General features: G+C 47.1%; 20 protein-coding genes and 2 riboswitches. Of the genes, 13 read left to right on the top strand and 7 right to left on the bottom strand.

The window, feature by feature from the left end:
• Nucleotides 1-11 precede the first annotated feature (11 nt).
• The 4 genes from KNQ11_RS14175 (at nt 12) to mmuM (ending at nt 5199) form a co-directional block, all read left to right on the top strand.
• Nucleotides 12-926 (top strand): ketopantoate reductase family protein, encoded by a 915-nt coding sequence (locus KNQ11_RS14175; protein WP_214772352.1) that lies wholly within the window; start codon nt 12-14, stop codon nt 924-926.
• A 205-nt stretch (nt 927-1131) separates the two neighbouring features.
• On the top strand, nt 1132-2598 hold the full coding sequence (locus KNQ11_RS14170; protein WP_214772350.1) for a polysaccharide pyruvyl transferase family protein: 1467 nt from the start codon (nt 1132-1134) through the stop codon (nt 2596-2598).
• Nucleotides 2599-2706: 108 nt separating this feature from the next.
• Nucleotides 2707-2808, top strand: a riboswitch (SAM riboswitch).
• A 77-nt stretch (nt 2809-2885) separates the two neighbouring features.
• Nucleotides 2886-4289 carry an amino acid permease gene (locus KNQ11_RS14165; protein ID WP_214772348.1) on the top strand — a complete coding sequence of 468 codons (1404 nt, stop codon included), beginning with the start codon at nt 2886-2888 and terminating at the stop codon, nt 4287-4289.
• Nucleotides 4264-5199: a homocysteine S-methyltransferase gene (mmuM, locus tag KNQ11_RS14160; RefSeq protein ID WP_214772346.1), complete on the top strand. Its 936-nt coding sequence runs from the start codon at nt 4264-4266 to the stop codon at nt 5197-5199. The genes KNQ11_RS14165 and mmuM overlap by 26 nt, the downstream gene beginning before the upstream one ends.
• 68 nt (nt 5200-5267) lie before the next feature.
• On the opposite strand, the gene KNQ11_RS14155 is transcribed toward mmuM, so the two are convergent.
• Nucleotides 5268-5690: a MarR family winged helix-turn-helix transcriptional regulator gene (locus tag KNQ11_RS14155; RefSeq protein ID WP_035395500.1), complete on the bottom strand. Its 423-nt coding sequence runs from the start codon at nt 5688-5690 to the stop codon at nt 5268-5270.
• A gap of 182 nt (nt 5691-5872) precedes the next feature.
• Here KNQ11_RS14155 and KNQ11_RS14150 point away from each other — a divergent pair, with 182 nt between their 5' ends.
• Nucleotides 5873-6328 (top strand): CBS domain-containing protein, encoded by a 456-nt coding sequence (locus tag KNQ11_RS14150; RefSeq protein ID WP_035395501.1) that lies wholly within the window; start codon nt 5873-5875, stop codon nt 6326-6328.
• Between the two features lie 26 nt (nt 6329-6354).
• Nucleotides 6355-7593 (top strand): MFS transporter, encoded by a 1239-nt coding sequence (locus KNQ11_RS14145; RefSeq protein WP_214772344.1) that lies wholly within the window; start codon nt 6355-6357, stop codon nt 7591-7593.
• Between the two features lie 49 nt (nt 7594-7642).
• Here KNQ11_RS14145 and KNQ11_RS14140 read toward each other — a convergent pair whose 3' ends face one another.
• Nucleotides 7643-8068, bottom strand: a complete 426-nt coding sequence (locus KNQ11_RS14140) for a DUF1801 domain-containing protein (protein ID WP_214772342.1) — start codon at nt 8066-8068, stop codon at nt 7643-7645.
• An 85-nt stretch (nt 8069-8153) separates the two neighbouring features.
• Between KNQ11_RS14140 and KNQ11_RS14135 the strand changes: the two genes are divergently transcribed.
• Nucleotides 8154-8501, top strand: a complete 348-nt coding sequence (locus KNQ11_RS14135) for a hypothetical protein (RefSeq protein ID WP_214725184.1) — start codon at nt 8154-8156, stop codon at nt 8499-8501.
• A gap of 66 nt (nt 8502-8567) precedes the next feature.
• Here the strand turns inward: KNQ11_RS14135 and KNQ11_RS14130 are convergent, their stop codons facing one another.
• Nucleotides 8568-9740, bottom strand: coding sequence for a M20 family metallopeptidase (locus tag KNQ11_RS14130; RefSeq protein WP_214772340.1), 1173 nt, complete (start codon nt 9738-9740; stop codon nt 8568-8570).
• 139 nt (nt 9741-9879) lie between these two features.
• Nucleotides 9880-10710: an SDR family oxidoreductase gene (locus KNQ11_RS14125; protein WP_214772339.1), complete on the bottom strand. Its 831-nt coding sequence runs from the start codon at nt 10708-10710 to the stop codon at nt 9880-9882.
• Nucleotides 10711-10845: 135 nt separating this feature from the next.
• Between KNQ11_RS14125 and KNQ11_RS14120 the strand changes: the two genes are divergently transcribed.
• On the top strand, nt 10846-11715 hold the full coding sequence (locus tag KNQ11_RS14120) for a PDZ domain-containing protein (protein WP_214772337.1): 870 nt from the start codon (nt 10846-10848) through the stop codon (nt 11713-11715).
• Nucleotides 11716-11798: 83 nt separating this feature from the next.
• Nucleotides 11799-13661, top strand: a complete 1863-nt coding sequence (gene htpG / locus KNQ11_RS14115; protein ID WP_214772335.1) for a molecular chaperone HtpG — start codon at nt 11799-11801, stop codon at nt 13659-13661.
• 65 nt (nt 13662-13726) lie between these two features.
• On the opposite strand, the gene KNQ11_RS14110 is transcribed toward htpG, so the two are convergent.
• From KNQ11_RS14110 to KNQ11_RS14100, 3 genes are all read right to left on the bottom strand, one after another.
• Nucleotides 13727-15310, bottom strand: a complete 1584-nt coding sequence (locus tag KNQ11_RS14110; protein WP_214725178.1) for a Na+/H+ antiporter NhaC family protein — start codon at nt 15308-15310, stop codon at nt 13727-13729.
• A 111-nt stretch (nt 15311-15421) separates the two neighbouring features.
• Nucleotides 15422-15600: riboswitch (Lysine riboswitch) on the bottom strand.
• 92 nt (nt 15601-15692) lie between these two features.
• A complete protein-coding gene (locus tag KNQ11_RS14105) occupies nt 15693-16430 on the bottom strand; it encodes a uracil-DNA glycosylase family protein (RefSeq protein WP_214772333.1) in 738 nt (245 codons plus the stop codon).
• Between the two features lie 124 nt (nt 16431-16554).
• The gene (locus tag KNQ11_RS14100; protein WP_023469797.1) at nt 16555-16875 is read right to left on the bottom strand and encodes a heme oxygenase; all 321 of its coding nucleotides are present in this window, start codon (nt 16873-16875) and stop codon (nt 16555-16557) included.
• An 89-nt stretch (nt 16876-16964) separates the two neighbouring features.
• On the opposite strand from KNQ11_RS14100, the gene KNQ11_RS14095 reads away from it, so the two are divergent.
• The 4 genes from KNQ11_RS14095 to rlmN all read left to right on the top strand — a co-directional run bounded on the left by KNQ11_RS14095 (nt 16965) and on the right by rlmN (nt 20519).
• Nucleotides 16965-17597: an SAM-dependent methyltransferase gene (locus tag KNQ11_RS14095; RefSeq protein WP_214772331.1), complete on the top strand. Its 633-nt coding sequence runs from the start codon at nt 16965-16967 to the stop codon at nt 17595-17597.
• 39 nt (nt 17598-17636) lie between these two features.
• Complete coding sequence (locus tag KNQ11_RS14090; protein WP_214772329.1) at nt 17637-18518, top strand: ABC transporter ATP-binding protein; 882 nt, start codon at nt 17637-17639, stop codon at nt 18516-18518.
• Nucleotides 18515-19321, top strand: coding sequence for an ABC transporter permease subunit (locus KNQ11_RS14085; protein ID WP_350468480.1), 807 nt, complete (start codon nt 18515-18517; stop codon nt 19319-19321). Before KNQ11_RS14090 ends, KNQ11_RS14085 begins: the two co-directional genes overlap by 4 nt.
• Nucleotides 19322-19445: 124 nt before the next feature.
• Nucleotides 19446-20519, top strand: a complete 1074-nt coding sequence (gene rlmN / locus KNQ11_RS14080; RefSeq protein ID WP_023469793.1) for a dual-specificity RNA methyltransferase RlmN — start codon at nt 19446-19448, stop codon at nt 20517-20519.
• Nucleotides 20520-20556 lie beyond the last annotated feature (37 nt).

Genomic DNA, 20556 nt, shown 5'->3' with positions numbered 1-20556 from the left:
AGATAGTACATATGAACATGTTAGTTGTAGGTGCAGGGGCAGTTGGAGGCTATTTCGGAGGTCGTCTTGCTGAGCAAGGGGAGCAGGTGACATTCCTCGTCCGTTCGAATCGATATGAACAACTACAAAAAACAGGACTACACATCACTAGTCCTCATGGCGATATGACGATTACGCCTCAGTTGATAACACGAGACATGCGACTGGATCGTGCATTTGATGTCATCTTGCTTTCGACGAAAGCCTATCACTTAGATGACGTCCTACAGGACATCGCGCCATTCGTTTCGAGCGAGACGTATATCATTCCTTTGTTGAACGGCATGCAGCACATTCGACGATTAACAGAAGTCTTTGGAGAAGATCGAGTTTTGGGTGGTCTTTGCTTTATTGAGTCGACGCTTGATGCAGAAGGGCGCATTGTACAGACAAGCCCGTCGCATCGGCTGCTATTTGGTTCACGAACCGGTAAACCAACAGCGCGTCTAGAGAAAATCGCAGCGTGTTTTGCGAAAGCGAAGGCACCAATGAAGTATTCGATGCATATCATGGATGACATGTGGCAAAAGTATCTCTTCATTTCGACATTCGCGGGCGTGACGACGCTATTTCGCTCAGCAATCGGTCCGATTCGGGAAGAAGCTGTTGGACGTCAAATGATCCTAGACGTCATGGCGGAAGCGAAACAGGCGATGGAAAAACAAGGGGCAGTCTTTAATGACGATGTAGAAGCGGTCTTGCTGAAGCAGATGCATGCAATGGAAGATACGATGAAATCATCGATGTTACGGGACATGGAAAAGGGTCAGCCCGTCGAAGTGGAACATTTTTTCAGTGAATTATTAAAGCCTGCTACGACTGATCAGATGCATGCCTTGAAATTAGTCGAAGCGAATTTACGCATGTATCTCGAAACGACTAAATAGTCACATTTTTCTATTTTAGAAAAATGATGGTGTGGTGCAAATGTTTCGTTTTGATGACGAAAGACCTGTTTCCCTTAGGAATCGTTGACTTCCGAAATAAAGTTCATCTATTCTTAATGAGATTGAAAAAAACTGATAATATATTTTTCCGTATTTTTTTCTTGCAAGGACGAATGAAGCAGACGAGAGGGGAAGTTTATCCATTATGAAACGTATTATTATTCGTGCAGGTATGACACCATTCGAACAGTTCGATGCTCCTTATTTGATGAAACATAATTCCATTGGAGGAAACGTTGGAAATCTTATCTATCAATACAGTATCTTTCGGACGTTGATGACAGAAGGTACGACGATTACACCTGACTATTACTATTACGACGAAGAACGGGCAGACGAAATCAATGCCAACTTTGATCTTTATGTCATTCCGTTAGCGGATGCATTCCGAAAAGAATTCGTACCGACGTTACGGAAATATACACGTCTCATCAAAAAATTAAAAATTCCAGTCGTCGTCATCGGTGTAGGGTTACGTGCACCGTTTGAACCAGACTTAGATGGTGGATTCCCATTCGATGAAGATGTCAAAGCGTTCGTCAGTGCCGTTCTCGAGCGCTCGAGCATGCTAGGTCTTCGCGGGGAGATCACGTCGAAATACTTAACACGTCTTGGTTTCCGCGAAGGGATCGATCATCGCGTTATCGGATGTCCTTCGATGTACGCGTTCGGTCGTGATTTGAACATTCGCGAAACAAATATCACGTCCGAGTCGATGATTACAGTCAACTCGTCACGTTTGGCACCACAAAACGTTCTTGATTTCATTACGCGCGGGATGGAAGAGTATCCGAATCACTACTTCATTCCACAGTGGATGAAGGAACTGAAGTTGACGTATACAGGAACGCACCCAATCGCAGACTTGTCCGTGACGAACTATCCGGTGAAGATGTCGAATCCTGCTTATATGAACGATCGTGTCCGTTTCTTCTTGAACGCACAGACATGGTTTGATTTCATCGGTCAAGCAGACCTCAGTTTTGGAGCTCGTTTACACGGAAACATCACAGCGACACTTGCGGGTACGCCGAGTATCCTCATTCCAAAAGATGCACGGATGCGCGAATTGACGGATTACCATCAGTTGACGCACATTTGGGCGAACGACATCAAAGCGGATACACAATTATCCGACGTCGTAGCAAATGCTGACTTCCAAAGTCCGGCACGTGTTCAAGCGCGTAACTTCGACAACTTCGTTGACTTCTTGAACGTGAACAATCTTGAGCATATTTATCAAGAGACGAACTATCCTGAGAATGTACCGTTTGACCGTCAAATGGCGCAAACCGAGTTGCTCCCACCAGTCCAGCCGATTTCTGGCGTAAGTCTTGAGGAAGCAGTCGCTCGTTTTGAACGGTTCTTCCCGGAACAAGAGAAGAAGATTGCGGATGCGCAAAAACAAACAAAAGCACAATTAGCTGAAAAAGATAAGAAAATCAAAGCATTGCAGAAACAAACAGGAACGGCTCAAAAGGATCAAGAGATTGCGGCGCTCAAAGCGCAATTGGCTGCCCAAACGAAGAAAATGAAGCACCAGCAAGGAACATTGAATCGGAAAGCGGTTCGTGCAGCCTTGAAAACAGCGGATTTATTCGCCAAAAAGTAACCCTTTAAACATTCCGGATTGATACGATGCGGAATGTTTTTTTGATAGGAGTATTCTGAATTGTATTGACAATTTAAAAAAGACTTGATAGGGTTAGGAACAATTACATACTTATCCAGAGAGGTGGAGGGACTGGCCCTATGAAACCTCAGCAACAGGTCGAAAGATACTGTGCTAATTCCTGCGGGTGCTGCACCCGATCGATAAGATTTCCGAATTGTCGACCGACGCATCCGTGAGGATGCGTTTTTTGTTTGGAATAGTTGGAACGAGGAGGAAATGGATTCATGAAAACGAGCGGAGCGTTTCGACGCAAGATGGAATCACGTCATCTGATCATGCTGTCGTTAGGTGGTGTCATTGGAACAGGATTATTTTTAAGTACAGGTTATACGTTGGAACAAGCAGGACGCGTCGGAACGATTCTGTCTTACTTGATTGGGGCCGTCGTCGTTTACTTAGTCATGTTAAGTCTCGGTGAACTCGCCGTGCACATGCCGGAAACCGGATCATTCCATAAGTACGCAACGAAGTACATCGGACCCGGCACCGGTTATACAGTGGCCTGGCTCTACTGGCTGACATGGACGGTCGCCCTTGGTTCAGAATTCACGGCAGCAGGCATTTTGATGCAACGTTGGTTCCCGTCGATTCCTGTATGGGTGTTCAGCGCATTGTTCGCTGCGATGATCCTCGGTATTAACGTCTTGAAAGTTCGCGTGTTCGCTGAAGTCGAGTTTTGGTTTTCCGCCATTAAGGTCGTGACGATCATTGCTTTCATTTTACTCGGTGCGGGAGCAATCGTCGGCTTCATTCCACTGCAAGATGGTAGCCCGGCTCCATTCTTTTCTTCGTTAACCGAAGGCGGGTTGTTCCCAAATGGCGCTTTCGTCATCTTCATGACGATGCTTGCCGTGAACTTTGCTTACTCGGGAACGGAACTAATCGGTGTCGCAGCGGGTGAAGCAGTCGATCCGAAACGGACGATTCCGCTTGCGATCCGGACGACAATTTTGCGACTCGTCCTCTTTTTCGTCGGTACGATCATCGTGTTAGCCGTCTTATTACCAACGGATGGGAAAGGTGTACTCGAAAGTCCGTTCGTCGCCGTGTTTGAACGGATCGGAATTCCGTATGCGGCAGACGTGATGAACTTCGTCATTTTGACAGCGATCTTGTCGGCAGCGAATTCTGGACTTTACGCCGCCTCTCGGATGCTCTGGTCGCTTGCGAACGAACGCATGATTCCACGCTTCTTCGCCCAGGTGACGCCAAGTGGGGTTCCACTTCGAGCCGTATTGTTCAGCATGCTTGGCGGAGGACTTGCCTTGCTGTCTAGCATCTATGCAGCAGGAAGTGTCTATATCGCGCTCGTCTCGATTTCCGGTCTCGCTGTTGTCGTTGTTTGGATGAGTATCAGCGTTGCCCAGTATCGCTTCCGGAAGCAATTTCTTCGTGAAGGGCATACGGTCGACGAATTGGTCTATCGCACACCACTCTTTCCATTCGTACCGATCGCCGCTTTCGTCGTTTGTTTGATTTCCTTGATTGGTATCGGATTTGATCCGACACAACGAATTGCCTTGTACTGTGGTATTCCATTTATCGTGATCTGTTATGTCGTTCATGCGTTCACGAATTCTTCTCAGAAACGGAGTGTTGAAGATGTCCCGAATCAAAAATCCAGTTGATCAACGATTACAGGAAGTTCCCTTTCTTATTTTAGATGGTGCCCTTGCAACCGAACTTGAACAGAAGGGATTCGACTTGAACGACCCGCTTTGGTCAGCACGTCTCTTGATCGAAGCACCGGAACAAATCGAACACGTCCATCGTGACTACTTTGAAGTAGGTGCCGATGTTGCGATCACTTCAAGCTATCAAGCAAGTATCGAAGGGTTCAAGCAACGTCATATCACGACAGAGGAAGCACAGGCGCTGATCCGACAAACGGTCACCTTGGCGCAAAACGCACGTACGCGTAGCGGAAAGAGTGACGCATTGATCGCGGGATCAGTGGGTCCTTATGGTGCCTACTTAGCAGATGGTTCTGAGTATCGCGGTCATTATGGAGTGTCAGCAGATGTGCTAGAAGCCTTCCACAGACCACGGATCGAAGCATTGATTGAAGCGGGGGCTGATCTGCTGGCATTTGAGACGATTCCGTCGCTCGAGGAAGCTGTCGTGTTGTTCCGGATTCTCGAAGCGTATCCGGAAGTGTCCGCTTGGCTGACGTTCTCGCTTCAAGATGCGACACACATTAGTGAAGGAACGGCACTTGCGACGTGTATTGAAACGGTCGGACAACATCCACAGCTCGCAGCAATCGGTGCAAATTGTTTTCCGGCATCTTACGCGACCGACTTTATCCGTCACCTTAAGGCGTTGACGGATGTGCCAATCATCGTCTATCCGAACTCTGGTGAGGTCTATGATCCGGTCGCAAAAACGTGGTCAGGTACGAATCAGTGTACATCGTTCCAAACCGTCGCGAAGACATGGTATGAGGCAGGGGCACGATTGATCGGTGGTTGTTGCCGAACGTCACCTGAACATATCGCACAAATTCGTTCGGTTTGTCAGGTTTCTCATACATCATGAAGAATGACGAAAAAACGGACGCGAAATCGATTGATTTCGCGTCCGTTCCTTTAAATGGTGTGATTTCGTTACCGCTCGCGCAAGGCACGGTTGAATTGTTGCAATAGACGTCCAAAATCTTCGGCATCGTCTGATGGCCAATCCGTCAGGAGACGTTCGATGCTCGCGAGGCGCGCTGTCCGGTAAATCGTGAGCTCTTCTTGTCCTTTATCCGTAATGTGATAGAAGAAGGCACGTCCATCTGTCGGATCTTTTACTTTTTCAACGAGTTGCTTTTGATCGAGTGCCGCAGCTTGGCGACTGACGGTCGAGACATCAAGCTGGAGTTCACGGGCAAGTGTTTTGACACCGACGTTGCCGGAATCCGCTAGTTGTCGCAGTAAGAGGTAGGAAGCACGATCTAAATTACGATTGTCTGCCGTCGCTGTCGTCAAGCGCCGGATCAGAATCGCTAACTCCAATTCAATGGTTTCGAGTGCTTGTTGAGACATCGGGTATCTCCCCTTTCAATAAGGTCTCTCTGTCCCTCATGATTACCCAATGTGGATAAGCTGTCAATGCGAAAAGCAGGAGGCTTGACAGAGTTGTAGTTGTATTATACAATCATTTTTGTTCTTTTAATTGTATCATACAACTTTTTCATATGAGAAATGAACGACAAAGGAGAATTCAGATGAAAGCTTATGAGTCGATGAAACAAGAGGTCATCACGGTAAACGATACAGATCTGATTCGGACGGTCATCGAACGATTCATTCAATCTGGTATTAGCGGCGTTCCTGTCATCAATGCTGAGCAGGAGGTCGTCGGGTATATCAGTGATGGAGATATCATGCGCGCGATCGGAAAACACAAGGACATCATCGTCGATACATTCTTATATGTAGATGTCATCAAAGGAGACGAAGAAGATTATGAAGATCGGATTCGTCATATCTTGAATCGACCTGTCATGGAACTGGCACGCCGGAAAGTCGTAACTGCGGACGCTGACACAGAAATGGAAGAGATTGCAGCAACGCTCGGCGCAAAACGGATCAAAAAGCTTCCGATCCTGAAAGCAGGACGGCTTGTTGGGATCATTAGTCGAGGCGACGTCATCCGCCATTCGTTTAAACAGTTCATGTAACACATCCAATAGAAAGAAGGGACATTATGGCACTTGCTGAAAAAACAACGACGCTTGAGCCGGAAACGGTATTAGCAGAGAGCAAACATGGATTATTCCATCAACCAGTTGCTGTCTGGGCAGTCTTTTTCGCCAGTATCACAGCATTCATGGGAATGGGGCTCGTCAATCCGGTCTTACCGACGATTGCCGAGAATTTAGAAGCGTCAAAAAGTGAAGTAACGCTCTTATTTACAAGTTATAACGCCGTCATGGCATTCGCGATGTTGATTACAGGCGCGATCTCATCACGGATTGGTCAAAAAGGAACATTGATGCTCGGGATCGCCGTCATCGCAATCGTTGCTGGTTTTGCTTCACAAGCTGACAGCATCTGGACGCTCGTCGCGTTACGCGGTGGTTGGGGGCTTGGTAATGCCTTATTCGTTGCAACAGCACTCGCTGCGATCGTTTCTCTGTCGTCAGGTGGAACAGCAAAAGCGATCATTTTATATGAAGCAGCCGTTGGTCTTGGGATTTCGATTGGACCACTATTAGGCGGAACGCTCGGTTCAATCACATGGCGCGCCCCATTCATGGGTGTTGCGACGATCATGGTCATCGCGTTCCTCGTCTTGCTCTTCTTAATGCCAAAACCAGCAGCATCTGCTGCACCAAAACAGAAGTTATCATTAAAAGCACCGTTTCAAGCGATGAAGCATCGTTCACTCTTGACGCTCGGGATCGTTGCGGCACTTTATAACGTTGGGTTCTTCACGATCATGGCTTATGCGCCATTCGTCATGAAACTACCAGCGCAAGGACTCGGATTTGTTTTCCTCGGCTGGGGAATGTTGCTTGCGATCACATCGGTCTTAACGGCTCCGAAACTGAAACAATGGTTCGGAACAATCAAAGCGATGGTCATGATGTTGATCACATTCGCAATCTTACTTCTATTAATGGGGATCTTCACGGAAACACCAGCCGTCGTCATCGTCTGTGTCATCTTGGCGGGAGCCGTGCTTGGGAATAACAACACGCTCATCACGACAGCTGTCATGGACGCAGCACCTGTCGATCGTTCGACAGCATCTGCGGCATACAGTTTCCTACGTTTTCTCGGGGCAGCCATCGCGCCATTCATGGCCGGTAAATTGGCTGAAATCTTCAACGCAAACCTACCGTTTTATGTCGGAAGTGGCTTTGTCCTCTTATCCGTCATCATCATCGGGGTCAATCTCAAACACATTCGCCATATCGATCGGACGGAAGGCGGACATTAATTTCAAAAAACAGCCGAAGCGAATCCGCTTCGGCTGTTTTTGATTGAAATCAAGACGGGTACATGTCTCTTAACGTGCGGATCGAGTGCTCAATCATTTCCCGAAGGACGTTTAAATCGATGTCAGTCAGTCGTTTTACGTAGAGGCAGGACTTGCCGCGTCGATACGTACCGAGAGTGGCAAGCAGTCGTTCCGATACATCGTCTTCACCAAGCGCGAGGTAAAGGACGAGGTTCGTCTTGCGCGGAGAAAAACCGACATAAAAGCTGTCGCCCTCGTGACCAGAGGCATAGCGATAATGATAGGCACCAAAACCAATCAAGGAAGACCCCCAAAGAACGGCTTCGTATCCCGTGACATCTTCGAAGAACTGACGTAACGTGATACCATCTGCTTGACGTAGTGGTGGTTCGACTTGTGCCAGAAATGCATCAACGGACTGTTCAGTAGGACCTGTCTTTGGCGTATCAGACATAAGCAGACTCCTTTCGGATGAAGAAGATATCGATTACTTTCGAGAAAAGAAAGCGAAAATCCTTGTACATAAAGGAGGAAATCGAATGAAGCATCGCATCGTGTTTCGAGGAGAAGAAAGCAGTGTATCGTGGGACATCTTACACGTATATCCTAAACAAGAGGAACTAACGATTCAAATGACGGGAGAAGATAGTGAACACGAGTTTTCAGTTACATTTAATCAATATGATACGTTCATCCGTAACTTTGCTCGCGTCCATGAGTCGTTACAGGGAGAAGTCGTATTCGAGCAGGGCGTGATTTGTCTCTGTTTACGGTATGACCGGCTTGGTCGTGTCTTCATCAGTTGGTCTGACGGACAAACGAATCATCAGTTTCGCAGTGATCAAAGTTATTTAAGTGAGGCGTTGGCACAGCTTGGTGTGTACTAAACTAAACACAGTAAAAGTAGAAGGGACGACTCTGGGTATTGCACCCAAAAGTCGTCCCTTTTTTATTTAAAGCGATGGAAGTGATTGATGTAATGGTGTGTTGATCAAGTTAAAGCAAAACGCAATCGTTTGTTCATATTCGGATAACGGAATCGACTCATCGACTTGATGCGCGAGACGGAAATCATGGAAAGAAGCAATCGCGATCGGGAATGCTTTTTTTGCTTGGCTGAACATTGCACCATCCGTTCCACCTGGGATGGCGATTTTTCGTGGTGTCACGCCGCTGACCTGCTCCATCGTATCTGCGACCTGTTGCAAGAAAGGCGCTTGTTCATCGGTTTCACAGGAAGGAATATCCTTGATGACGGTCACGCTCATGTCAAAGTCAGGATCTTCTGCAACAAGTCGACGCTCAATATCCGTAAAGGCAGCAAGAACGTCGACCCGACCGAATCCAGGAATCGTTCGGATGTCCATATAAAACGAAGCCTGACTCGGAACGACGTTTGGTCCTTCGCCTCCTGAAATCGAGGTGATTGACGCAACGACCGGACCAAGCGCCGGGTGATGATTCACTGTGATCGAGAAGCGTTCCGACTTCACTTCCTGGATGACGCGATATACGTCATCAATGGCATTACGTCCGAGTTGAGGAGCAGAGCTGTGTGCACTTTTCCCACGGCATGTTACTTCAATCCCAACGACACCTTTTTGTGCATAACCGATCATCCCACTCGTCGGTTCTGTGATCAGTAGAGCATCTAAATCATCCGCATGCCCTTGTTCCGTCAAATGCCGAGCTCCTGTCATGCCATTTTCTTCATCGGATGTAATCAGAAGTTTGACGGTGTTCGGACGGTTTTGACGTTCCTTGTATTGAATGAGCGCTTGCACCATCGCCATGACACCTGACTTCATATCCGAAGCCCCACGACCATAAATGCGTCCGTCTTCGATTTCACCACCGTATGGATCTTTCGTCCAGCCGTCTCCTTGCACAGGAACCGTATCGAGATGACCAGATAGCCCGAGTACGGAAGGGCGTGAAACCTCTTCACTCGCAGGAACGGTCGCGACGAGACAAATCCGTTTCGATGAGACTTCGATCCATTCTGTCGAGATGTGATGATCAATTAGTACATCGTACACATAACGTGCAACGGCTTCCTCTCCGTCCGTCGGATTAACGCTTGGAATTTGAAGACATCGTTGTAAGTAATTAATTGCTGTTTGCATAAGTATTTCCCCCTTTACCTATCCTGTACCCTGATAAAAATACTTCAGGGAGGTAAACGAATTCGGAAAATAATTTAGGGAGCTGAACGTCTTGAGATAAAAGAAAACGGTGCAACCAGAGGGTTACACCGTACCTTGCTCATTCACTTTTTTCTGCTTCGTCTTTCCACTTCGAATCAATCAACATCTCTCCCGGCCATGTATAAGCCATGATACCACCGTCTGCTGTGATATCCTCACCTGTGACATATGAGCTGTCATCAGAAGCGAGGAAGAGAGCGACCGTTGCCATCTCGCGTGGTTTACCGAGTCGTCCGAGTGGTGTGATCCAAGCGTTCGCATCGCGGAACTGTTTACCTTGCTCTTTTTCTTTTTCACCGACAAGTGTATCGATGAGTGGTGTTTCGATTGTTCCTGGTGATAACGAATTGACACGAATGCCATGACGCGCATAATCGATTGCCATCGCGCGCGTGAAGTTCGCAATCCCACCTTTCGCTGCGTTATAACCGGATCGGTTCAAGTCAGCTGCGCGACCAGACATCGATGACGTATTGATGATTGACCCACCGTTATCAAGCATGAATGGAATCAAGAATTTACTGACGAGGAATGTACCGCGCAAGTCGACCGCGATGATCCGGTCGAAGAGATCGATTGGATACTCGTGGACTTTCCCGCCTTGTTCATCGATTCCGGCATTGTTGAAGAGGATGTCGATCGTACCGTATGTCTCTTTGACGTGCTTCGCAAGTTGCTCGACACTCTCGACGTCTGAGACATCGACATGGACGGCTTCCGCTTTCCCACCTTGTTGTGTAATCTGTTCTACTGTTTGTTGTGCTTTTTCAAGTGAGACATCGGCACAGACGACCGTTGCTCCCTGTTCTGCGAAGACAAGTGCAGTCGCTTGTCCAATCCCTGTTGCCGAGCCGGTAATGACAGCTACTTTTTGATCGAGTCTACCCATTGTTAAATCCCTCCTAAGTCGTATCGTTCACCTTATGAAACATTCCCGGAGAAATGGAGATTAAACCCATCGATGCGTCTAGTAATAGAGGATAGGGGGTACATCTACAACAGCACAATCGCTGTATAGAGGGAGATGAGAACGCTGACATCCGATCAATGGCAACTTGCCAAAAAATTATTACACGAAGCCGTCCAGTACCAAATGACACTCGAGAAGAGTGCATTCGCAAGTGAATTGATCGACCAAACGACACCGGTCCTCTGGTTTGGTGATGCGACACGTAGCAGTTGGGTGACAATCGCGACGAACCCATCTCGATCGCAGTTTTTAGACCGAACAGGTACATTACGATTTGACGAGCATGGTCCGCTTTTCATACGTCCGAAGTCGATGGCATGGGAGGATTATCTGCAGGAGAAAACGCTGACGGATTCGATCCGACGCTTCAATCGTTACTTCAAACAACCAAATGTGTACCGGACCTGGTTCGGTCGACCAGGTGGGGGGAAGCTCGAAGGATTCTTGAACGGACTCGGTGCGTCGTTTTACGAAAAGACGTTTGATCCAGTCATTCATTTGGATTTTTTCCCGTTTCCGACACACCATTACATGGGAGCGATCAAAGAACGCAGCGTGTTGGAAGATAGTCCGTTCGGTCAGACATTTTTGTTACGCCTGCTTGAACTGTTTTCGATAAAAGGAATCATCCTGCTCGGTAAGGAACACACGGAACGATTTGCGAAGCTCGAACCAGACATCGATTGGACGACCTATCGACCAACGGATTACCCGGACGCGATCTTTCAAGTCGGCTTTTCGTCACGATTTCAGGTACCCGTCGTCGGGCTCCATTTCAAACCGAGTGAACAGTTCATCGGTCTCGGTAATCGAAAGGATGAAAACGGCGTCAGCCATGGCACCTATGGGTCAGCAGAACACTTACGTCAGATCGGAATGATCGTCCTTGAAAAAGTCACGACATACAGTGAAAAAGGAGATTGACAGATATTTCGAACTCCCTAATAATAGGAGATGAATTAGCACTCTATATGATTGAGTGCTAAAAAAGAGGGGGCAGAATGAGCATGGAAACGAAACAATTTAAGGCGGAATCAAAACGATTGCTGGAGATGATGATTCATTCCATCTATACGCATAAGGAGATTTTCCTGCGCGAATTGGTCTCGAATGCAAGTGACGCCATGGATAAGATGTACTATAAAGCATTGACGGACGAGACGATTTCGTTCGAGAAGGAACACTACAAAATTACGATCGAACCAAATAAAGAAGCACGTCAACTGATCATTCGTGATACGGGAATCGGAATGACGAAGGAAGAACTAGAAGACAATCTCGGTACGATCGCGAAGAGTGGATCGCTTGCCTTCAAGGCAGAGAATGAAGCACAAGATGGTCATGATATCATCGGACAATTCGGTGTCGGATTCTATTCTGCCTTCATGGTCGCAGACGTCGTCACCGTCGTTACGAAACCGTTCGGCAGTGCAGTCGCTTATAAATGGGAATCGCGTGGTGTCGAAGGTTATACGATCGAGGAAGTCGACAAGGAAACCGTCGGAACGGAGATTACACTCCACATCAAGGCGAACGATGAAGAAGAATCGTATGACGAATACCTCGAGACATATCGTCTACGTAGCATCATCAAAAAATACTCGGATTTCATCCGTTATCCGATCGAGATGAAGGAACTCGAACGTCAGCCGATCGAAGGCAGTGACGAGACGGAAGAGGTCGAAGTCGTCAAGACGATCAACAGCATGGTGCCGATCTGGCGGAAGAACAAACGGGAACTGACAGACGAAGACTATACGAACTTCTACCAAGAGAAGCGGTATGGTTTCGACACACCGGCGAAACACATTCATATCAGTGTCGACGGCGCTGTTCGTTATCAATCGATCTTATTCATTCCGGAGCAAGCGCCGTACGATTATTATTCGAAGGAATTTGAAAAGGGTCTTGAACTCTATGCCAACGGTGTCTTGATCATGGAAAAATGCAGCGACTTGTTGCCGGATCACTTCAGTTTCGTCAAAGGGATGGTCGACTCGGAAGACTTATCGCTCAACATCTCGCGTGAGTTACTGCAGCACGATCGTCAATTGAAATTGATCGCGAAAAACATCCAAAGTAAGATCAAGACACAACTCGAAGCCCTCCTGCGCGAGGATCGTACGAAGTACGAAACGTTCTATCAAGCGTTCGGACGTCAGCTGAAGTTCGGTATGTATAATGATTACGGCATGCATAAAGAACAGGTGCAGGACCTCGTCCTCTTCTACTCAGCCAAGGAGAAGAAGTTGATCACACTCGCAGAATACGTCGCAGCGATGCCGGAAGATCAGGCACATATCTATTACGCTGCTGGTGAGAGTACGAATCGTCTGGATAAATTACCACAATCCGAGCTCGTTCGTGATAAAGGGTATGATATCTTGTACTTCACGGAAGAGATCGATGAGTTCGCGATTCAGATGCTCGTGACGTATAACGAGAAGACGTTCAAGTCGGTCACAAGCAGCGACTTAGGGATTGAAGCAGCAGAAGCGGAGACGACGGACGCACAAGCAGAGATGTTCCAAGCTATGCAGGAAGTCCTAAGTGGACAAGTCAAGGAAGTCAAAGCCTCAACGCGTCTCAAATCGCATCCCGTCTGTTTTGCGACGGACGGCGCCGTCTCGATCGAGATGGAGAAAATCCTAAAGGCGATGCCGAATAACGAAGGGGTAGAAGCGGTCAAGATTCTTGAATTGAATCCGTCACACGCAGTGTTCGAGTCTCTTGAAACGGCATATCAAAACGATCGTTCGAAATTCGAGCGCTATACAAAACTGATGTATCAACAAGCATTGCTTGTCGAAGGGCTTCCACTCGAGGATCCAGTAGCGTTCGCAAATGATGTGTGTTTATTGATGGTATGAAACGAATAGATGTAAAAAAGGCATTGGATGCGCGCATCCAATGCCTTTTTTCGTACAGTGTTACATTAATCTGTTTGTAAATCAGAAGCGGTTTCGCCTTTTTTCGAGAGAACGTTCAAGACGACGACAAAGAGTACGAATGTGACAAGAGCTCCGATGAAACCGAAGACTGAAGACTCCGTGAAACCGATGACTAAATAACCGACTGCCGCAGTGACGGCACCGACTAGCGCATACGGTAATTGTGTCGTAACGTGATCGATATGATGGGATCCAGCCCCTGTCGAACTGAGGATCGTCGTATCGGAAATCGGTGAACAATGGTCACCGAAGACAGATCCAGCAAGAACAGCAGCAAGCGTCGGTAACAAGAGTGAGGCATCGACAGCCATGACGAGATCCGCACCGATTGGCAACATGATCCCGAATGTGCCCCAACTTGTTCCTGTTGAGAATGCCATCAAGCCGGCAATCAAGAATAATAAGAACGGCAAATACGACGCAGAAATCGAGTTGCTGACGAAGCTCGCGAGATAGTCACCGGTTTTCATATCACCGATGACAGCGATGATCGTCCAAGCGAATAACAGAATCACGACTGCTGGCCACATCGAACGCATACCAGCGACAATACTTGCACGGTAATCGCGGCCCGGAATTTTCCGACCGATAAGCATCAGGAAGGCAACGATCAAACTAATGACGACACCTGCGACGAGGGAACGGGTGACGTCCGTTGCCTCAAATGCACCGATTAAAGTAAACGGGCGGTTGTCGGCTGCAAGTGCCTGAGCACCTGTTCCGAGTAACGCACTGATCGTAGCAATGACAAGAACGACGATCGGAACGACGAGATCCCGGACTTTTCCGTTCGTATGTTCGTTGACCTCTTTTGCCATCCCCATCGGTGTTCCTTTTGACGCATCAAAAAGTTCACCATTCGCGGCACGGCGTTCATGCTGTTTCATCGGTCCGACAGAGACGCCAGAATAAGCGATGTAAAGTGTTAAAAGTAACGCGAAAATCGCATAGAAGTTCATTGGAACGATCATCATGAAAGCACTAAACGCTGAGTAATCCGTAATCGAGTGCGTCGTTAAGATACCGGCGATGATGGAGATGATGAATGCGCCCCAACTCGAAAGCGGACTGATGACACAAACAGGCGCAGCTGTTGAGTCAATCAAATAGGCAAGCTTTGCACGTGAGACACCACGGCGATCCGTTAACGGACGACTGACGTTGCCGACAGCGAGACTGTTGAAGTAATCATCGATGAAAATCAAGATACCGAGTCCGAAGGCAACTAAGCGTGCACCACGCGCTGTCTTGACGTGAGTAGAAGCCCATTCACCGAAGGCACGAGCGCCACCTGATGTCTGAATGAGCGTGGAAAGGACGCCGAGCAATAACAAGAAGACAAGCAATAAGACGTTCCACTCGTTCAAGGCACCGTCTGCCCAAAAGAGGCTGAAGATGTTCTTGCCGAGATAGGTTACCGTATCGATCGGATTAAAACGGTGGAGTAACAGGGCACCGACGAGAATACCGACACCTAACGAAAGAACGACCTTTCGGGTAAAGATGGCTAATAAGATAGCTAGTAAAGCAGGTACAAGGGCAATGATGGAATCTGAATAGTTGACCATGAAAAATATCCTCCTCTTTAATAAATGGCTTAAAGATGAGACCCCGCGGCACAAAAAAAGCAAGGGCACCGGCAACAAAGCCGACACCCTCGCTGGATGCGTCTTTCTTAGCCGAATTGGAGCGCTCCATACAATTGTTATGTATGGCAATCGATCGGGTGTTTCCCGAATCGACCAACGACGATATGCTCGACACATACTGTCATTTCGGCGATGTCACCTTTCCTGTAGTCGTCTTCGTTGTCATCCTCGGACCAAGTACTGATTGAAATCGCGCCTCTACCTCATCGATAGAATAGTCATATTCTGTTCTTATGGACACTTTATCATGTATTTCAGAAGCGATTCAACCATATATTCTGATAATTTAAGATAAAGTTGTTTATTCAGCAAAATGTTGAATGAGCTGTTTCATCAAATAGGCTTGGTTTTCCTCGAATTGTTTTTTTCGATGACCGTTCGCGCCAGATGGGTGGGGGAATCCGGAAAGAAGCTGATGCTGTTCGATTCGTCCATCATGAATCAATCCACGGACTTGCGTCTCGACGACCCGACCGAGTGGAATTAATAACACTGGTTTTTGTAACTGATTGATCTCAGCGACGAAGTGTTCTTCCGCGTAGTGCCTTAATAAAGGGCTACGATTGATCTTCGGTTGATGACCCGAGTAATTCTTTTCGCGATAAAAGACGGGTTGCTTTAACAGTGACGTTGGATGCAATAATTTCTGATGTTGATGAAATAAGCTAGCCGTCGTCTCGATTCCGAGCAATGCTGGAAGTTCAAGTGTATCGAGCATCTGGACGAGGTTACGTCGCATCGTTCCGGCAAAGCTTGCTGTATATTTGACGAGGCGTGCCGTCTCTTCTAATGAAACACCATGATGGAGGGCATCTGTCGCTTCTTCGAAAGCGATTCGCATCTGTTCAAAACCTGGTGTGATCCCGATGATGACGACTTTTGCTTCAGTATTGACATATTCGCCAATCGGAGAGTAATAGACGGTCAGCTCGTTCTCCTGTTGCAATAAAAAATCGTCCGTCCATAATTCATCACGTCGTAACGTACGATCGTCAGGTAAGCTACGAATGGCTTGTTCAAATATAGTTAATGAATTCATGAAGGACCCTCTCTCTCTGTAATGGCACTATGATAACAAATAATACCATTTGTGACAATTCGACCCTTTCACTATTTGTATATAGGTATATAAAAAAGGACTCGATACGAGTCCTTTTCGTGCATCATGCGCGTTCTTTGACCGAAGCGACTTCATAAGTCAGAATCTCGCTGCCGAGCATTGGCGATTCTCCTGCCTCACTACTCGCAGGTCGACTATGTGACGCTTTAAAATCGTCACTCTCCCGCCATGCTTGAAAACTCTTCATGTCTTCCCAGTACATGTTGACGTTCATTTCATCGTGTTCTTCGATATTTTGCGTCAATAAGACCTCGACGCGGATGAATCCGTCCATCGTATCGAGTCCACTTGGACGCGTAAAACGAGGAGCGAGAGCGGCAGCCATCCCTTTTTTGACTTTAATCCGGTTCGTAACGACGATCATCATAAAATCCCCTTTCAAAAAACGAGTAACGTACTTCTTCAGTATAGTACGATGAGGGAAAGAATGCCGGAAAGAAGGAACAAAAGACGATGAATGAACAGGAATACGATCAACGATTACGAATCGAGACCATTGAGATGCAACATCTTTATGGTGTGTTTAGTCACTACAATCGATATGAACCAACGCCTTATGCGGCACTAGACGAATTATGCGAAACGTATTTGTTTCAAAAACAGGACACGGTCATTGATTTCGGGTGTGGGAAAGGGCGTTTGAACTTTTACTTACACGACCGATTCGATTGTTCCGTCATCGGAATCGAGATGAACGGACAATTTTACGAGGACGCACTCCGGAATATGGCGAACTACCAAAGTCGACGGAAGCGGCGTTCCGGAAGTTTGCGATTTGAACAGACGTATGCCGAGCAGTATGCCATTCCGGATGAGACGAATAAGTTTTATTTCTTCAATCCATTCTCTTCACAAATTTTCATGAAAGTGATCGATCACATTTTAAGTTCGGTCGAACGTTCCCCGCGTTCGGTTGATCTCATCTTGTATTACCCGACCGATGAATACCGGGAGTACTTGGAGCGCCATACCGTATTCGAGCAAGTCGATGAGATTCGATTACGAGACATCTATGAAAAAAATCATGACGAGCGGTTCGTCATCTATCGCTTTGATCCGAACAAACTGCTTCAAAACGGGTATTAATACAATGATGAGAAAAATAGAGGATGAGGAGGTCGGACGATGATCCGTTTGGAGCATGTCACGAAAGAGTTTGCACCGGGGCGTGGAATATTCGATGTCAGTTTTACAGTTGATCCGGGTACGATATTCGGTTTCATCGGACCAAACGGATCTGGAAAATCAACGACACTTCGACATTTAATGGGACTACTGGCGGCGGATGCTGGAAAGGCGACGATCGGTGGCTTTGATTGCTGGAAGCAAAGTAAAGAGGTGAAGCAGTTGGTCGGTTATTTGCCGGGGGAGATTAGTTTACCTGGAGACATGACAGGAGTAGACATGCTCGATTTGATGCAACGACTGCATGGTAGCGATCCGACACGGCGGCAACTGTTGTTGAAACGATTTCCGTTTGAGACGAAGACGAAAATCCGCAAGATGTCAAAAGGGATGAAGCAAAAACTGGCACTTGTCGGTTGCTTCATGAAGGATGCACCCGTCTATCTACTTGATGAGCCGACCAGTGGACTCGATCCTTTGATGCAAGAGCGTTTTTTAGAGTGGATCGAACAGGAGAAGCATGCTGGAAAAGCGATTCTGATGAGTTCACACCACTTTCCGGAGATGGAAAAATCGTGCGATCGAGCGGCTTTAATCAAAGCAGGGCGCATCATCGTCGAATCGGATATTCATGAGTTGGTTCGATCGAGTCGAAAGACGTACACGATCGTCTTCCGAACTGAGGTGGAGGCGGCACAGTTCGCGATGCAAGTCGGTGTTGAACCGAAGCGGCTGGAAGTCAGTTTTCAAACGGACGAGACGCTGAGCTTGAATCAGGCGATCGCTTATTTAACTCAGTATGATGTGCGACTGATTCGTCCGTCAGCAGATGATTTAGAACAGGTCTTCTTGCATTATTATGGAGAGGAGGAATCGTCGTGATATTGCTGATTCGCTCTTTATTCAAGCAGGTCAGAAAGCCCGTGCTTGCTTATGCGATTGGAACGAGTCTCTACTTATTGATGCTTGCGTTGCTTTATCCATCGATGATGAAGACAGGTTTACTAGAAGCAAAGCTAGAAGCGTTACCTCCGGAAGTCTTAAAAGCATTTCAATACGATAAGGTGACAGGGTTCGAGAATGTACTGGATCTGCTCGGTGGGAACTATTATGGACTGATTTTTCAAGTCATTGCCAGTCTATTCCTGCTCTCATTAGCAGCGCGTCTCGTTGCACGACCGATCGACAACGGAGAGCTGATCGTCTATCTCGCAGCCCCGATTACACGGAATGCGTATACGTTTGCTGTCGCGATCGTCATGGGTATCGCAAGTATGGTTCTCGTAGGACTGAATGGACTCGTCTTGATGGTATCCGACTGGTGGATGACAGATATTTCGATCAATGACGTCATCTTATGGCGGATTCAACTCAATGCGCTATTGTTACTCTTGGCGATCGGTGCCTTTACGTTATTCGTTGCGACGTTATTTGACGAAGAACGTCGTGCTTTTTCGCTTGCCGGTAGTGTACTGGTTCTATCGATCGTCTTGACGATTCTGTCGGAACTAAGTGACAAGACGGAGTGGCTTCGTTATCTATCTGTCTTCTCCTTATTCAATACGACGCAATTACTAGAAGGAACGGATCATTTTCTTCTTCATTCCATTCTTTTACTCGTCCTCTGTCTCGTGTTCTTGACCGGAGCAGTCGTTCAATTCGGACGTCGGAGTCTGTCGATTTGATCGAAAGTGGCGCAAAAACTTTACAGAAAGTGAACATTTAGGATTTGAACGTTGCGTCACGCGCTGATTTTTACTAAGATAAAGGAATGTTGTAGTTCTGGAAAAAGAAATGAGGTCTTTCGAAATGAATAAACCATCCATTTATGGATTAACGCTTGAGCAGATGACAGAATGGTTATCGAATCAAGGGCACAAACCATTCCGTGCCAAACAAGTATGGGATTGGCTCTACCGTAAACGTGTCACGACTTTCGCGGAAATGACGAATGTCAACAAGGATTGCCTTGAGTTGTTAGATCAGAGTTTTACGATTGACTCGATGACAGAAGCGGTCAAGCAAGAATCAGCAGACGGAACAATCAAGTTCCTTTTCAAATTATATGATGGTAACTTGATTGAAACGGTTCTGATGCGTCATAAGTACGGTCTTTCTGTCTGTGTTACGACACAGGTCGGCTGTAACATCGGCTGTAGCTTCTGTGCAAGTGGTCTGATCAAGAAGAGCCGCGACTTGTCAGCAGGCGAAATCGTTGAGCAGATCATGAACGTTCAACATCACCTCGATGCAGTCGGTAACGAAGAACGTGTCAGCCACGTCGTCGTCATGGGTATCGGTGAACCGTTCGATAACTTCGACAACATGGTCGACTTCTTGAACGTCATCAAGGACCACAATGGTCTTGCGATCGGTGCGCGTCACATCACGGTTTCAACAAGTGGTTTGGCAGATAAGATCTACAAGTTCGCTGACTTGAAACTCCAAGTCAACTTGGCGATCTCGCTTCATGCACCAAACAATGAATTGCGTACGCAAATCATGAAAATCAACCGGGCGATCCCGCTTGAGAAATTGATGCCAGCAATCGATTATTACGTTCAAACGACGAACCGTAAAATCACGATCGAGTACATCTTGCTTCGTGGCGTCAACGACCAAAAAGAACACGCAGTCGAACTCGCAAAACTGTTCGAAGACAAACGTCACTTAACGTATGTCAACTTGATTCCGTACAACCCGGTCGATGAGCATGGTCAATATCAGCGTAGTACGTCTGAAGATATCACGACGTTCTACGATACGTTGAAAAAGAACGGCTTGAACTGTGGTGTTCGTCTTGAGCACGGAACAGACATCGATGCAGCGTGTGGTCAATTACGTAGTAAGCAAATCAAAAAAGATAAAGTAGCATCCAAATAATTCGTTGGGCTTCTCATCGTTTCGGTGGGAAGCTTTT

This window comes from Exiguobacterium sp. s39, from assembly GCF_018618925.1.
Taxonomy (GTDB): domain Bacteria; phylum Bacillota; class Bacilli; order Exiguobacteriales; family Exiguobacteriaceae; genus Exiguobacterium_A; species Exiguobacterium_A abrahamii.
The sequence above is the reverse complement of the archived record's forward strand: the minus strand, read 5'-3'. Positions and strand labels throughout refer to the sequence as shown.